This is a genomic window from Shewanella sp. 553 (assembly GCF_059338375.1).
Map to the genome: position 1 here is coordinate 701,443 of NZ_CM181701.1, position 15,531 is coordinate 716,973.

General features: G+C 49.3%; 11 protein-coding genes. 7 read left to right on the forward strand and 4 right to left on the reverse strand.

All coding sequences use genetic code 11. The features are described 5' to 3' along the window. Nucleotides 1-205: 205 nt before the first annotated feature. Nucleotides 206-2,119, reverse strand: a complete 1,914-nt coding sequence (locus tag AC5YBZ_RS03210) for an ABC transporter ATP-binding protein (protein ID WP_494520031.1) — start codon at nt 2,117-2,119, stop codon at nt 206-208. Between the two features lie 175 nt (nt 2,120-2,294). Here AC5YBZ_RS03210 and AC5YBZ_RS03215 point away from each other — a divergent pair, with 175 nt between their 5' ends. Then, the gene (locus tag AC5YBZ_RS03215) at nt 2,295-2,495 is read left to right on the forward strand and encodes a YheV family putative zinc ribbon protein (protein WP_494521663.1); all 201 of its coding nucleotides are present in this window, start codon (nt 2,295-2,297) and stop codon (nt 2,493-2,495) included. 80 nt (nt 2,496-2,575) lie between these two features. Here AC5YBZ_RS03215 and AC5YBZ_RS03220 read toward each other — a convergent pair whose 3' ends face one another. Next, nucleotides 2,576-2,887: a hypothetical protein gene (locus AC5YBZ_RS03220; RefSeq protein ID WP_119977604.1), complete on the reverse strand. Its 312-nt coding sequence runs from the start codon at nt 2,885-2,887 to the stop codon at nt 2,576-2,578. 495 nt (nt 2,888-3,382) lie between these two features. On the opposite strand from AC5YBZ_RS03220, the gene AC5YBZ_RS03225 reads away from it, so the two are divergent. Both AC5YBZ_RS03225 and dbpA read left to right on the forward strand, forming a co-directional pair. Continuing rightward, the gene (locus AC5YBZ_RS03225) at nt 3,383-4,819 is read left to right on the forward strand and encodes an MFS transporter (protein ID WP_494520030.1); all 1,437 of its coding nucleotides are present in this window, start codon (nt 3,383-3,385) and stop codon (nt 4,817-4,819) included. A 291-nt stretch (nt 4,820-5,110) separates the two neighbouring features. Then, the gene (gene dbpA, locus AC5YBZ_RS03230) at nt 5,111-6,514 is read left to right on the forward strand and encodes an ATP-dependent RNA helicase DbpA (protein ID WP_494520029.1); all 1,404 of its coding nucleotides are present in this window, start codon (nt 5,111-5,113) and stop codon (nt 6,512-6,514) included. A gap of 737 nt (nt 6,515-7,251) precedes the next feature. Here the strand turns inward: dbpA and AC5YBZ_RS03235 are convergent. Beyond that, nucleotides 7,252-7,560 carry a hypothetical protein gene (locus AC5YBZ_RS03235; protein WP_115407322.1) on the reverse strand — a complete coding sequence of 103 codons (309 nt, stop codon included), beginning with the start codon at nt 7,558-7,560 and terminating at the stop codon, nt 7,252-7,254. Nucleotides 7,561-7,641: 81 nt separating this feature from the next. Here AC5YBZ_RS03235 and AC5YBZ_RS03240 point away from each other — a divergent pair, with 81 nt between their 5' ends. Then, nucleotides 7,642-8,442: a hypothetical protein gene (locus AC5YBZ_RS03240; protein WP_494543404.1), complete on the forward strand. Its 801-nt coding sequence runs from the start codon at nt 7,642-7,644 to the stop codon at nt 8,440-8,442. An 889-nt stretch (nt 8,443-9,331) separates the two neighbouring features. On the opposite strand, the gene AC5YBZ_RS03245 is transcribed toward AC5YBZ_RS03240, so the two are convergent. Continuing rightward, entirely contained in the window at nt 9,332-10,717 is a 1,386-nt protein-coding gene (locus AC5YBZ_RS03245; protein WP_494520026.1) for a DEAD/DEAH box helicase, read from the reverse strand. A 556-nt stretch (nt 10,718-11,273) separates the two neighbouring features. On the opposite strand from AC5YBZ_RS03245, the gene AC5YBZ_RS03250 reads away from it, so the two are divergent. The 3 genes from AC5YBZ_RS03250 to cydC all read left to right on the forward strand — a co-directional run bounded on the left by AC5YBZ_RS03250 (nt 11,274) and on the right by cydC (nt 15,409). Next, a complete protein-coding gene (locus AC5YBZ_RS03250; protein WP_475515888.1) occupies nt 11,274-11,606 on the forward strand; it encodes a DUF3622 domain-containing protein in 333 nt (110 codons plus the stop codon). 183 nt (nt 11,607-11,789) lie between these two features. Next, nucleotides 11,790-13,607 (forward strand): heme ABC transporter permease/ATP-binding protein CydD, encoded by a 1,818-nt coding sequence (gene cydD / locus AC5YBZ_RS03255; RefSeq protein ID WP_494543405.1) that lies wholly within the window; start codon nt 11,790-11,792, stop codon nt 13,605-13,607. 11 nt (nt 13,608-13,618) lie between these two features. Beyond that, on the forward strand, nt 13,619-15,409 hold the full coding sequence (cydC, locus tag AC5YBZ_RS03260; RefSeq protein ID WP_494543699.1) for a heme ABC transporter ATP-binding protein/permease CydC: 1,791 nt from the start codon (nt 13,619-13,621) through the stop codon (nt 15,407-15,409). The last annotated feature ends 122 nt before the right edge of the window (nt 15,410-15,531 follow it).

Below are 15,531 nucleotides of genomic sequence, written 5' to 3' on the forward strand. Positions count from 1 at the left end.
GATTACGATGAACAGGTGTTATAAGCGAGCGTGAACTACCCCAGTTTTGGCTGAGTACTTGTGCGTGCTGGTGGCTGGCGAAAGCCTTCAGCGCCAACATTAGCCTTAGATGCAATCTGCCTTGAGGCGAATAAACCGCCTCAAGGGAGTTGGATGACTGTAGTTAAGTGGCTATAGTTAAGTGGTTATGGCTAAGTGATTGTAGTTAGGTGATTTGTGCGGTTACGCTTTGTTCCATCGCTTCAATCTGTTCTTGCAGTTCCAGCCACTCCATTTCGCTCTCTTCCAATGCTTGGGTCAGCTCGGTTCGCTCGCTCAATACCGCCGTCAGCTTGGCCTTGTTATCGGCATCATACAGGCTGGTGTCGGCCAGCATGTTTTCTAATTCGCTTAGGCGTTCGCTGCACTCTTGCTGCTGTTTTTCCAGTTTGGTTTGTACTTTCTTCAGCGGCGACAGTTTTTGTCTTAACTCAGCTTCGAGGCGCTTTTGCAGTTTTTTATCTTGTGCAGGCGAAGCTTCGCTCACGCCTTCGTTGTGATTATCGCTCTTGGCCGCATCGAGCAACCATTGGTGATAATCATCGAGATCGCCATCGAAGCTACGCACTTCACCTTGATCCACCAAGTAGTAGTCGCTGCAACTGAGGCGCAATAAGTGCCTATCGTGAGAGACGATAATCATCGCCCCTTCGAAAGATTGCAGTGCCATGGTGAGCGCATGACGCATCTCAAGATCTAAGTGGTTGGTGGGCTCATCGAGTAGCAGCAGGTTAGGGCGTTGCCATACCAAGAGCGCTAACACCAAGCGGGCTTTTTCACCACCCGAAAAAGGCCGCACTGGCGATAATGCCATGTCACCGTTAAAGCCGTATCCGCCCAGAAAATCACGCAGCTCTTGCTCGCGATGGTTGGGGGCAAGGCGCATTAAATGTTGCAGCGGTGAGTCATCTAAGCGTAAAAACTCCAGTTGATGCTGGGCAAAGTAACCTATGTTAAGTCCTGGGTTGGTTTCATAGATGCCGCTTAGCGGTTGCAGTTGGCCCGACAATAACTTTATCAGGGTGGATTTACCCGCGCCGTTACGTCCGAGCAGGCCGATACGCGCACCGGGCACCAAGTTAAGGTGAACATGGTTTAAAATCACCTTATCGCCATAACCTACAGAGACTTGCTCCATTTTCACCAAAGGATTGGGCAGGGCGTCGGGGGCTTTAAACTCCATATAAAATGGGCTGTCGGCTTTAGATGGCAGCAGTTCAGCCATGCGTTCGAGCGCCTTTAAGCGGCTCTGGGCCTGCTTAGCCTTACTGGCCTTATAGCGAAAACGGTCAACAAACGACTGCATGTGCGAGCGCTCTTTTTGTTGGCGCTCATACGCCACCTGTTGCTGCGCCATCCGCTCGGCGCGAATGCGTTCAAAGGCGCTGTAATTGCCTTTGTAATAGTTGAGTTTGTGGTGTTCGACATGGACAATTTCATCCACAATGGCGTCGATAAAGTCCCTGTCGTGACTGATCAGAATCAAGGTGCCTTGGTAGGACTTAATCCACCCCTCAAGCCAATACATGGTGTCTAAGTCTAAGTGGTTGGTGGGTTCATCGAGCAGCAACAGATCCGAGCGACACAGTAGCGCTTGGGCCAAGTTGAGTCGCATGCGCCAACCACCCGAGAAACTTTTAACCGGATTTTGCTGATCGGCTTCGGCAAAGCCAAGGCCAGCCAATAAGCTGGCGGCGCGCGATTGAATGGTATAGCCGCCGATGGCATCGAGTTTGCCGTGCAGCAAGGCAATGGCATTACCGTCGTTATCTTGCTGGGCTTGATGCAGTGCCTGCTCTAATTGTCGATATTCTTTATCACCGTCAATCACATATTCTAATGCGCTGACACCTAACGCGGGTGTCTCCTGCGCCACCGAGGCAATTTGCCAGCCACTAGGAAGGCTAAACTCGCCTTTATCTAAGCTTAAATGACCGAGGATCAGCGCTAACAAGGATGACTTACCCGTGCCATTAGCGCCCACTAAGCCGACTTTATGGCCGGGATAGATGGTCAGTGACGCTTCGTCTAATAGGGTTTTTGAACCACGAATAAGTTGTGCTTGAGTAATGGTGATCATTAAGGTCGACTTGATACTGCATGGAGATAATTGGCTGAGGATAATAGCGTAAAATCGCCTATTTTAGCCACCGTTTCGCAATAACAATTTCTAACTAATGGAAGTCTTTTTGATTGGCTTATGGCAAAATGCCGCCATTGAATTGCTAATTTACAGACTACAGGTTAATCGCAACGTGAGTAAAGTCAGAGTAAAGAAACGTTTTGTCGCCGGCGCGAAGTGCCCCAAGTGTAAAGCGGTAGACAGTATCGTACTGTTTAAAGAGCAAGGAGTTGAAACGGTAGAGTGCATCGAGTGTGATTACCGTGAGCAACAAGCCGAAGCCGAGGTTGCCGCTAAGGCGACAGGTGGTGTTATTGGGGTGTTTAAGCCTTAAATAACTCAAGCCCTTAAACAGCTTAAGCTAGGTGCTGCTAGGTGCTGCTAGGCGCTGGCACCTAGCACTGTATCTGACGCTTAATCCTTAAAGCCTTCATATAAAAACAGATGACGCGTCTGGTTAAAGCGTGCTTCATCGCTGTTGATAAAATCGATAGCCAGTTGCGCCTGCTCTTGGCGACACTTATCGAGCTTGGCGATTTCATATTCGTTCATCACTATGTTCATCGCCTCGACCGTCCATTCGCACTCACCTAGGCCGATGGTGACTTCGTCGGGATCATAGTGAGTCACCATCCAGTCTTGCAGCTGCTCAGTTGAAATCTGCTGATTTTTCCATTGTTCAAGTTGTTCGATAAGTTGGCTTTTGCTGATATTGGCTTGTGTCATTGGGTTGTTAATTACTGGCTGATAAATCTTGCCGCCTAGGATACCGATTTATAACCGGCGATGCGATGCTAAATGGAAGCTTGCCGATAACTTAGGCTTAATTAACTTAGCCACAATTAACTTAGCCACAATTAACTTAACCTTAATTGACTTCGCCTCAAGCTGCGCGTCTTGGTGATGTGACTGTTATCGCTAGCGCATGCCCTATCTTTTATCCCTAGTTGTTTCGTCATAGTCATATTAGCCATTGCCATTTAGCCAATGTTATTTCGCCAATGCTACTTCGCTCCGCCACTGCTTTTTAGCTATTGCTCATTAACCACAGTGACTCACTCGCAGACACTGAGCCAAGTGGTTTAACCCATAAGCGAGGGGTGAGCCTGTGGTGTGTATCGCAACCTTGATAAAATGGGGGGGCATTTAGGTTGCAAGTGTTGCCTTGTTGTACGCGGCGGGGTAGTTTGTTGTGTTTTTTTTATTTTTGGATCACATCAAATGAATAATAAAGTTACATCCAAAGCCACCGAGTCGGCTGCGTCGACTCACACTAAGACGGCTTTTCCGCGTATGTTTTGGGTCGCCAATGGCGTCGAACTGCTCGAACGCGCCGCCTATTATGGCGTGTTTATCGTCATCACCTTGTATTTGTCTCGTATCTTGGGCTTTAGCGACGTAGAAGCGGCGTGGTTGGCAGGCTCCTTCTCGGCGGGTCTCTACTTTTTACCCACCTTCAGCGGTGCCTTAGCCGATAAGATAGGCTTTAGGGGCGCCTTGTTGCTGGCGTTTGGTCTATTGACCATAGGTTATGCCTCATTAGCGATTTTCCCCATGCTAATAGAAAACCAAGGGCTGGTGGAATACGGTAAAGACACTGTCTACCATGGCTTGAGAGAAGCCGATATTCGCTGGGCGATCATCCCTATCTTAATCGTCATCATGATTGGTGGCTCCTTCATCAAGGCGGTGATCACCGGCACGGTTGCGCTATCGACCACCACAGCGACCCGCGCTAAGGGCTTTTCTATCTTTTATATGATGGTTAATATCGGCGCTTTTTCCGGTAAAACTGTGGTTAAACCGCTGCGCGAGTCGATGGGCGATCTGGGATTAATTAACCTCAACTATTTTGCCGCTAGCATGACGCTACTGGCGTTTATCAGCATTTTGCTGTTCTTTAAGAGCACAGATAACAATCGCTCGGGTAAGAGCCTGGGACAAATTTGGCAAGCATTAACGAAAGTGCTGTCTAATGGCCGTTTGATTTCGCTTACCGTGATTATCTCTGGTTTTTGGATGGTGCAACATCAGCTGTATGCCACCATGCCAAAATATGTGCTGCGCATGGCGGGCGAAGGATCTTCCCCTTCTTGGTATGCGAACGTTAATCCGCTGGTGGTGTTTCTGTGTGTGAGCCTAGTGACCACGCTAATGGCAAAACGCAGCGCACTTTCTTCGATGACCATAGGCATGTTTATCATGCCTGTATCGGCGCTACTCATGGCCTCGGGCAATATGTTTGCCGGTACTGACACCATTTTAGGCATGCATCCTATTGCGGCGATGATGATCATCGGCATTGTGTTTCAAGGCTTAGCGGAGTGCTTTATTTCGCCGCGTTTCTTGGAGTACTTTTCACTGCAAGCACCTAAGGGCGAAGAGGGCTTGTACTTAGGCTTCTCGCATCTGCATTCGTTTATTAGCTCATTGTTGGGTTTTGGTTTGTCAGGATATTTACTCGAGGCTTACTGCCCCGATCCGCGCACCTTTAGTGACCATGCTGCCTGGGTTGAAGCCTCATCCCATGCCCATTACATCTGGTACGTGTTTGCCGGTATTGCCAGCGTGTCGGCAATCTCGTTAATTATTTATGGCGCTGCGATTAAACGCATGGACGCAAAAGTGACAGCTGAGGCCGAGCTGGCCACCGCTTAACTCGCGACTCTTTTAACCGCTATCTTAACAGCTGTTATCTCAAGCCCCTGCGCCGCGTAGGTAAATATTCACGCGGCGTCGGGGCTTTTTAGTGATAAACCCTTTTAACCACACTTGCCTAACGCACTTTGATTAAAACATTGCTATAATCGCCGCCAATACAGGGCAGGGCTTAACGCATTCGGTAATATGAGGGTGTTGGGTTTGCCTATCGACATGCTTTAAATTCGATTAGCTGTGCACGCGCGATTAATACTCGGCCAAGCCCAGCTGTCCGACTAGGAAAATACCGTGAGTCAAGCCGACAACAACACCGCAACTGCTTTTAACAGCCTGGCATTAAAACCTGAACTGCTTGAGACCCTAACCACCATAGGTTTTGAGTCTATGACCCCCATTCAAGCCAAAAGCTTGCCAGCCATCTTAAACGGCGAAGATGTGATTGGCCAAGGCAAAACTGGCTCAGGGAAAACCGCCGCCTTTGGCTTAGGATTACTCAATAAATTGGATGTGAAACGTTTTCGCATTCAAGCTTTGGTGATGTGCCCCACCCGCGAGCTGGCCGACCAAGTGGCGGCCGATCTGCGAACGCTGGCCCGTGGCATCCACAATATTAAAATTTTAACCTTGTGTGGCGGCGTGCCTATGGGGCCACAAATTGGCTCGCTTGAACATGGTGCCCATATTATTGTGGGGACGCCGGGTCGTATTATCGATCATCTCGATCGCGGTCGTTTAGATCTTGAAAACGTCAACATGTTAGTGCTTGATGAAGCCGATCGCATGTTAGAGATGGGGTTTCAAAAAGAGCTCGACGCCATCATGCTCGCCGTGCCGCGTGAGCGTCAAACCTTGCTGTTTAGCGCCACTTTCCCAGAGCAAATTCAAACCATCAGCGAGCAGTTTTTGGTCAACCCTGTGATGATCAAGGTTGAAGGCAAGCACGACGGTGACACCATTGACCAGCATTTTTATGAGTGCGGTAACAATAACGATCGCATGAAAGCCCTGCGCCTGCTGCTACTGCATCACAAGCCAGAAAGTGCCGTGGTGTTTTGTAATACCAAACGCGAAACCAAAGATGTGGCCGCGAAATTGGCTAACGATGGCTTTAGCGTTGTGGCGCTGCACGGCGACTTAGAGCAGCGCGATCGCGACCAGATGTTACTGCGATTTGCCAACAAGAGTGCCAGCGTGATGGTGGCTACCGATGTGGCCGCACGCGGGCTCGATATCGATGCGCTCGATATGGTGGTTAACTACCATGTTGCTTACGACACCGAAGTGCACATTCACCGTATTGGCCGTACTGGCCGCGCGGGCAGCAAAGGGGCGGCGCACACCTTCTTTAACCATGAAGACGGTTACAAAATTGCACTGCTTGAAGATGAAATTGGCCGTGACATTCTGGGCGAAGCCTTGCCAAGCGAAAGCCTGCTCGACACTTACCCACCCCAACCACGCATGGTCACTATTCAAATTGATGGCGGTAAGAAAAACAAAATTCGTCCAGGCGACATCTTAGGTTGCCTCACAGGTGACAACGGCATCGAAGGCACCGAAGTGGGCAAGATTAAGATCACCGAGTTTCGCTCATATGTTGCTGTCGATCGCAAAGTGCTCAATAAAGCCCTTAACAAGATAACCAAGGGCAAGCTTAAAGGTAAGAGCTATCGCGCTTGGGAACTGCGCTAACTTATCGCGCTAATGTGAAAAGGAGCTGACTAACGTCAGCTCCTTTTTTGTTTGTTGTGTTTCTTATTTAGTGTTTGGCCGAATTGCTATTGGTTAAGAGGGTTGAAGGCGTACCTTCATGGCAACCTATCACCTGCGGTGAGCTAATGTGCAAGCGCTCTTTTGGCTCGGTGAGTGAAGCGTAGCTTCGTGCTTACGAACGAAAGAGGTATGGATGCCGAAAAATGTTGGGAATATTTTTGGCCATGATTTCGAAGGCCAAAACCGCGCTTACACTTATATCTAACGCCTCTTCGATTTAGCCGTATTTGATGTGAGTTGCTGGTTCAAAAGCTAACCAGGTTTTGCCCCAAAGTTTGGTGGTCTTGAAATGAAGAACAATGACATTTGCTTGAGTAGCGGCTGGCTGTATTTTCATTTATTGATGTGCTATGAAGACGCACCTTCATGGCAATTAATAGCCTGCCGCAGGCTTTATGTGCAAGCGCTCTTTTGGCTCGCTGTGAATATATCCCTATACGCTCCACGGCGGCATCCATGCCGCCAAGGGCCAAAACCGCGCTTACACCTATCTCTAACGCTTCTTCGATTGGACTTCATTTGATACGACTAGTGAGTTAAAGGCTAAGAAGCTTTTGCCCCATTCCTTGTTTCGCATGGCTGAACTGGCTCTGCTTTGTATTGGACTGTTGACCTAATTTTAGTAATTCTAGAACAGTGTCTACTGTTCTAGAGGCTTACCATTCTCTAGATAATCTTGGTAGCGCTTTTCTAATGCCTTCAAGAATGTTGCTCCACCCAATACGTTCTTTCCAAAGCTTGCCATCGACTATTACTCTGTAGCAGTCAATACGATTGGTTTTATATAACTCTAACGTGTGCGTAGTTGGCACTCCATTGTCGTAATCTGTAATTTCAATCACTCTTCGAAGCTCAGGAATACATTGCACAGATACATCACCTTGTTCGTATTGTGCTGAAGTAGAATTTACTTTACTGTATGATTTACGATAATTTTTTTGAGTCTTACTAGTGTGTCTATACATGCTTGGCCTCCTACCTTACAAGGTAGCGTACCTTGCAAGGTAGCGCTAATAAGCTGTTATACAACTAAAGGAGATTCTGAGTTGTTCTCAAAATTATTTAATTTATTTCGGCCATCTTCTAAAGAAGACAAGTGTGGACGTGCAGAGACTCCATCGGTACAAATAAAAACATCTGTAGTAATGTCTTCTTCTTCATCAAGCTCTGTCAGCAATGCTCGAAAGTTACTTAAAGAAGCTACTCAACTCAAAAAATCTAAAGAGTACGATGCAGCATGTGAAAAGTTACGAGAGGCTTATGAGGCATCTGACGCGAATGAACTTATGGTTAAAGAGCGTCTTCGCTTGCCTATGTACCTTCAGTTAGCTGGAAAAAACGATGAGGGTTGGAAAGCTCTCAACGAACTAAACGTAGAGTACGTCGATGTATTCTCTCAAGCAGAAATAGCTAATCAGATGCGAGTTTTTCTTCAAAAAGAAAAACAGTTTAAAAAGGCAATAATGTTCTCAATCTGGGCGATTGCAAAAGAAATTGAGCGAGACGTTCAAAATGTTGAAGCATCAATTGAAAATACAGATAGGATGGCTGAATTACGCGCTGAATACGACTTCCTTGAAGACGATGATGAAAAAGAGATTCATGGTTACACACCTAATGGCAATCCTATAACTGATTACGCTTACGAGTTATTCCTGTCGAGGCTTACAGAAGCTAAGTCAATAGAGGGTGTACATCAGCGCATTGAAAAAGATATGAAAAAGGCAAAACTTCTTGAGCTGATTCAGCCTCTTGCTAATGACATCTCTGCCTATTTTTCGCAAAAGAGTCATTATCGCCTTGAAGAAGTTAGAGGTATCATAGACAAACACGTAAACGTTGTATAACAAAGCATTTAAGAGTGATTCGCAACGCTTGGCAGTTTCGCTTCGCTCAAGTATAGCCAAACGTCGCTCACACCTTAATGCGGCGTTAGCCCATAGAAATATTAATCTGAAACTCACATATATAGAGCTAAAGTTCTAACACGGAAATGTCCAAAACCGAGTTAGCTTTTGATTGTCCGAGTGACACTAGTAAGATCAAATCGAAGAGATTAAGAACTCGGGTGTAGGTGCGGCTGTGACCTTCCGTGACATGGATGTCACGGCAGAGCCTACAGGGATTGTACTTGCGGCGTGTCACAGAAGCACCTGCACAAAAGGCCTGCGGCAAGCAATTCAAAATGATGAAGGTTAACGCTACCATCAATCAATAAAAACCAACTCAGCCAAATGCAAAATCCAAAAATGCCAACACCTTCATTCGAAGTCCCACAACCTTTTGTCCAAACATAATTTTGCTTTTTACGGTTCTGTGGATACCAATTACGGCTAAATCGAAGAGATTAAGAACTCGGGTGTAGATGCGGCTGTGACCTTCCGTGACATGGATGTCACGGCAGAGCCTACAGGGATTGTACTTGCGGCGTGTCACAGAAGTACCTGCACGAAAGGCCTGCTGCAAGCAATTGATAAACCATGAGGTTATGGTTAAAACAACCCCTTTAAATACCTAAGTCGGGTAAACGTAAGGCCACACTCACCGTGCCTCAGAGGTATCGACACATTCCCCGTTGGCCAGCCAATCGCTATATTCGTAGGCTTCATCCCTAATCCCTAATCCCTAGACCGGGTAACACCTAGGGCGAATAATTCCTAGGGTAGGAAATTGCGAGATAAAAAAATGGCCAGTATTGCTACTGACCATAGTGTGGTTACGACTTACCGATAAGCGTTACTTAGCGGTTTGCGCGGCACTTGGGCGACGCGTACGGCGACGACTCGGGGCGTTACCGTCTCGGTGTTCGCTCTTGCCTTGGTAAGGACTTTTGCTTTGTCCTTGGCCTTCGCGGTTGCCTTGCGGCTTATCGTCATTGCGGTTGTGACCGCCGCTATTACGCGCTGGGCGATTGCCGCTGGGCTTAGCATTACGTGGGCCACGGTTTTGTCCATGACGCTTAGGTGTTAAGTCTGTTTCTGGCAGCTTATGAGTCGACTCAAAGCCTGCCACTTCGGTGCGCGGCAGGGTTTTACCGATCAAGCGCTCGATATCGGCCAGCAATTTGCTCTCTTCGCTGCTCACCAGTGAAATCGCTTTACCCGCGGCGCCGGCGCGACCAGTACGACCGATACGATGTACGTAATCCTCTGGCACGTTCGGCAAGTCAAAGTTGACCACTTGTGGTAGTTGATCGATATCGAGGCCACGAGCGGCAATATCGGTCGCAACCAATACGCGGACTTCGCCACTTTTAAAGTTAGCCAGCGCCTTGGTGCGCGCGCCTTGGCTCTTATTACCATGAATGGCCGCAGCTGTGATGCCTTTGGCATCTAAGCTCTTAGCGAGGCGGTTTGCGCCATGCTTGGTGCGGCTAAAGACCAATACTTGTTGCCAATCATGTTGCTTAATTAATTGCACCAGTGCAGCCGACTTTTGCGTCTTGTCTACTGGGCAAATTAACTGCTCTACCGTATTGGCGGTGGTGTTACGCGGCGTTACTGAGATCTCGACCGGATTGTTAACCAAGCCTTTGGCTAGGGTGCGGATCTCATCGGAAAAGGTGGCCGAAAACATCAGGTTTTGACGCTTGGCGGGTAATACGGCCAAGATTTTTTTGATGTCGTGGATAAAGCCCATATCCAGCATGCGGTCGGCTTCATCGAGCACTAACACTTCTAGCTGGTTAAAGCTAACGGCGCGTTGGTTATAAAGGTCGAGTAAACGCCCTGGGGTGGCCACTAAAATATCGACGCCACGATTAATTTGGCTGATTTGCGGACCAATGCCGACGCCGCCAAATACTACGGCGCTACGCAGGGGTAAATATTTGCCGTAAGTAGTGACGCTTTCTGCTATCTGTGCAGCCAGCTCTCGAGTTGGGGTTAACACCAGTGCACGCACTTGTTTGGCGCGAGCACGTTCTCCTTTGCTTAGCAATTCGAGTAGTGGCAGGGTAAAGCCTGCGGTTTTGCCCGTGCCGGTTTGTGCCGCCGCCATTACATCCTTACCTTCTAACACGGCTGGAATCGCCTGCGCTTGAATTGGAGAGGGTGTTTCATAACCTTTGTTGGCTACAGCTTTTAAGATAGGGGCGGATAAACCTAGGGAGGTAAAACTCATAGATGGGTCTCTTGGGGCTGCATGGGCAGCAAAATTCAGGTGCCAGGTACGCTGGCGGGCGTGCATCTTACAGGATTTACTGAAAAATCGCTAATTATTCGCTAAAACATGGCGAATAAATGTGCAGGCATGGGAGCCATGGGCTATCAATGGCTGGGTGGAAGTATAGCGTTTAAGTGGTACGTAAGACACCTTGTGTGGTTAAGGGGTCGTTAAGGCACCTGTAATATCGAGCGTCGGCTGTAGATGACTAGGCCGTTAGGCGATATATTTAGCTGGGCTTAGCGTCGCTAAAAATGAGGGGCAGTATGTCATTAAACATAACTTTAATAATAACTTAGGCTTATACTTGCCTTGTGTTAGTACTTTTTGGGTTATTAAAATTGACCCCTTAGTTAAATTGATTAGTATTATTCACTCGCTCATGATTGAGTTTTGTGCAAAGGAGACTACAATAGCCGCCTTTCGGGCAAAACCCATCGCGGGCCTCGCCCAACCGGTGGTAGATATTTAGACACTCGAAGATCTATGCCTTTACTTATGTTAGGACTGAATCATGTTAAAAGATAAAAAGTATGCCCTTCGTGTTGTTGAAACCGAAAAAGGCTGGAGTGCACAAGTCACTCGTCGTATGACTGCGCGTAAAACCGTGGTTTCTAAGTCAAAAGCTGGCTTTGCAACCGAAGCGGAAGCGACAGAGTGGGGCAATGCCGCACTGCAACAGATCGTTGAAAACCTAATGGTACGCAATCAGCGCCGCGCTAAGCAGCGTGAAGAGCGTACCGAAGCGTTAGCGGCAAAAGAAGCGGCAGCGCAAGAGTGGCGTGACGCGCATCCAGATGCCGATGCAGATGAAGATGACGACGAGATCTATATCAAGCAAGATTAAAGCTTGTTATTGATATATCGCCCTAAAAGCCAGCCATAAGTGCTGGCTTTTTTGATCTAGCTCAATTTTTGTGAAGCGCCTAACATTTACGCTCGCCCCTGTTTATTAAGCTCCCATTGCCTGCGATACTTCATGGATTGGCAATATACGCCGTTACCCTCGCCTCAATGTCGTCGGAGCCCCATGGACAAAAGCTTAGAAAAAGTGCTTTCCCGTTGGTTGAAACAGCAAAAATCAGCCTGTGGCATCTACCTTAACCTCACTGTGTTGTTTGGCGTATTGACGGGCCTAGCCTTAGTGGTACAAGCCTATCTGCTGGCCACCATGTTGCATGGCATGATTATCGAGTCGCAGCCCAAAACCGATTTCATCAACCATTTTTATCTCCTCATCGGCATCATAGCGCTTAGGGCATTATTGGCCTATGGCCGCGAGCGCGTAAGCTTTAAAGCGGGCTGTTTGCTGCGCGGGCAGATCCGTAAAGCGGTGCTGGATAAGTTAACCCAACTGGGGCCTGTGTTTATAAAAGGTAAGCCGGCGGGTAGCTGGGCCAGCATTGTATTAGAGCAGGTTGAAGATCTGCATGACTTTTACGCCAAATACCTGCCACAGATGCTGCTGGCGGGCTTTATCCCGCTGACCATTTTGGCGGTGGTGTTGCCGATAAACTGGGCCGCGGGCATCATCTTGCTGGCAACGGCCCCGTTAATTCCGCTATTTATGATCTTAGTGGGCATGGGCGCTGCCGATGCCAACCGTAAAAACTTCACCGCCTTGTCGCGTTTAAGTGGCCACTTTATGGACCGCCTTAAAGGCATGAGCACCATTAAGCTGTTTTATCGTGGCGAGCGTGAGATCAAAGCGATTGAAACCGCCTCCGAAGAGTTTCGCAGCCGCACTATGGCGGTGCTGCGTATGGCCTTTTTAAGCTCAGCCGTGCTGGAGTTTTTCGCTGCAGTGTCGATTGCGGTATTGGCGGTGTATTTTGGTTTTAGCTTTCTTGACCATCTCGATTTTGGTCATTATGGCGCTGGCCTTACCCTGTTTACCGGTTTATTTGTGCTGATCTTGGCCCCCGAGTTTTATCAACCGCTGCGGGACATGGGCACGCATTATCACGCTAAGGCGCAGGCCATCGGCGCGGCAGAAGCGTTAATGGCCTTGCTTAATCATCCCGAGAGTGGCTGTGGCGATAACAATAGTGGCGATAACGGCGATAACCATAGTGGCGGCAATCAGGGGGTGCCGTTTGCCTCTCATCAGCCGCTGAGTATTGTGCTGCAAGATGTGACCGTGCGTAGCCTCGATGGCCAAGTGTTGGCCGGGCCGCTGAGTGTGACGTTAGCGGCTGGGCAACGTATGGCGTTGGTGGGGCCTAGCGGGGCAGGCAAAAGCAGTTTACTCAATATGTTGCTCGGCTTTTTACCCTATGAAGGGTCGGTGTTGGTCAATGGCATCGAGCTGAATACACTCGACAGAGTCAGTTATCGCCGCCATTTGGCCTGGCTGGGGCAAGAGCCGCAGCTGTTTCATGGCACGGTGCGCGATAACGTGGCGATGAGTAATATCGAGATGAGCGACGCCTGCGTACTGGCGCTTTTGGACAAGGCGCAGGTGAGAGAGTTTGTCGACGCGCAGCCGCTCGGGTTAGCCCATCCCATAGGGGAGCAGAGTGCCGGGGTATCGGTGGGGCAAGCTCAACGCTTGTGCCTTGCTCGTGCGATGGGGCAAGAGGCGCAGCTTTTGTTGCTTGATGAGCCTACCGCCAGTTTAGACAGTCACAGTGAGCAAGCGGTATTAGCGGCACTGGATGAGGCGATGGCAGGCGCGAGCGCCTTGATGGTGACTCATCGTCTAGATTCTCTGCAGCAGATGGACAAGATAGTGGTGTTAGACAAGGGGCGCATTGTGCAGCAGGGCGATTATCAGACCTTGGTAAGCCAGCAGGGGCTATTTCGGGAGCTGTGCCATGAGCAGGCTTTAAGCGAGGCATTGTCATGAAACGTAAAGGGATAAGCCAACTGTTGCCGTTTTTAAGGCTGTTTAAACGCCAATGGCTGATGATGGGCGTTGGCCTGTTGTTAAGTATCACCACCTTGATGGCTGGCATTGGCTTGTTATCGCTGTCGGGCTGGTTTCTCTCGGCCACGGCGGTTGCAGGACTCTCGGTGGCGACCGCACAGGCGTTTAACTATTTTACCCCCGCAGGTGGCGTGCGATTTTTATCCATCGCCCGCACCGCCAGTCGCTATGGTGAGCGCCTTGCCACCCATGAGGCCACCTTTAAATTACTGACCGAGCTTAGGTGCTGGGCATGGCGCAAGTTGATGCCGCTGAGCGCGAGCGATCTTCAGGCGGTGCGCGGTGGCGATCTGCTGAATCGTTTAGTGTCAGACATTGATACGCTCGATCATCTCTATTTACGCTTAATCACTCCCATGGCCGCCTCGCTGTTGATGATTGGCGCCTTATACCTGTTTTTGGGCTGGTTTGATGCCACCTTAGCGCTCACCCTGTGCGGCGTGTTATTGGCCTTATGGTGTTTATTGCCGTTGATCTTTTATGCCTTAGGCCATCGCCCGGGCATCGCCCAGCTTGAGGCAAAACGCGACTTTAGAGTATTAATGCTCGAATATGTGCAAGGTCAGGCCGAGTTAACCCTATTTGGTGCGCTACCTCGGTTTCGCGCTGAGCTTGATAGGGCGCAGACAAAGTTGTTTGCCAGCCAAGCGGCGATGGCCAATGTCACTGCGCTGAGCCAAGCGGCGTTGGTCTTGTGTCATGGGCTTGCCGTGGTACTGCTGCTATATATGGCGGCCGATGGGGTGGGTGAACATCTGCCACCTGGGCCCATGCTGGCGCTAGTAGTCTTTATGACACTGGCTTGTATCGAGATGTTGATGCCGCTAGCGGCAGCGTTTCAGCACCTGTCTGCGTGTGTGATGGCCGCCGAGCGAGTCAATGAGGTGGCGCTGCAATCGCCTAGCATCATCTTCGATGAGCAGGCAGAGCATAGAGTCACCCACGGCGCGTTAAGCTTGCAGCAGGTCGATTTTGCCTATACGGCAGATAAACCAGTACTCAAAGGAGTTGATCTAACCCTGCAGGCTGGCGACAAGGTGGCGCTGCTGGGGCAAACTGGTTGTGGCAAGTCGAGTTTGTTGTCATTAATCACTCGTCAGTGGCAGCCGCAAGCGGGCAGTATCATGCTCGATGGGGTGCCTATTTCAGCCTACAGCGAAAAACAACTGCGCCAAGGCATGACTGTGGTGAGCCAGCGTATCTACCTGTTTGCCGGAACCCTGCGCGATAACTTAACCTTAGCCCAGCTCGATACGCAAACGGAGATCCAGACACAAGGCTTAAGCCGTGCAGCCAGGCGTGAGGCGCAGGCGGCCAATGATAAGCTGCTCGTTGAGGTGCTCAATAAAGTGGGCTTAAGTACCTTAACTCAAGGTGATAAGCCACTGGATACTTGGATTGGTGAAGGCGGGCGGCAGTTGTCTGGAGGGGAGCAGCGCCGTATTGGGGTTGCCAGAGCGCTATTGCGTGACGCGCCGTTATTGCTGCTTGATGAGCCTACCGAAGGGTTAGATCAACGCACCGAACGTGAGATCTTGGCGCTGTTATTTGAATTTGCTCAAGATAAAACCTTGTTGATGATAAGCCACCGCCTAACTGCGATGGCGCAGATGGACTGTATTCATCTGATGGAAAATGGGGCGATCCGCCAAAGTGGTAGCCATCAAATGCTGCTGCAACAGGATGAATACTATGCCAGTTTACAACGGCGCTTAGTGTAAACAAGGCTTGCTTAAGCCGGCGATGAGCCGTTAAGCTGACAGTAAAAAGCCAGTTGCATTGCAACTGGCTTTTTACTTATCGACTTTTTACTTATCGACTTTTTATTTATCGTCGCTGACAC

Bases quoted from the DNA above. Each gene is read 5' to 3' on its own strand.
- cydD (WP_494543405.1), top strand. From the start codon at position 11,790: ATGGACAAAAGCTTAGAAAAAGTGCTTTCCCGTTGGTTGAAACAGCAA.
- AC5YBZ_RS03210 (WP_494520031.1), bottom strand. From the start codon at position 2,119: ATGATCACCATTACTCAAGCACAACTTATTCGTGGTTCAAAAACCCTA.
- AC5YBZ_RS03220 (WP_119977604.1), bottom strand. From the start codon at position 2,887: ATGACACAAGCCAATATCAGCAAAAGCCAACTTATCGAACAACTTGAA.
- AC5YBZ_RS03225 (WP_494520030.1), top strand. From the start codon at position 3,383: ATGAATAATAAAGTTACATCCAAAGCCACCGAGTCGGCTGCGTCGACT.
- AC5YBZ_RS03235 (WP_115407322.1), bottom strand. From the start codon at position 7,560: ATGTATAGACACACTAGTAAGACTCAAAAAAATTATCGTAAATCATAC.
- AC5YBZ_RS03250 (WP_475515888.1), top strand. From the start codon at position 11,274: ATGTTAAAAGATAAAAAGTATGCCCTTCGTGTTGTTGAAACCGAAAAA.
- AC5YBZ_RS03245 (WP_494520026.1), bottom strand. From the start codon at position 10,717: ATGAGTTTTACCTCCCTAGGTTTATCCGCCCCTATCTTAAAAGCTGTA.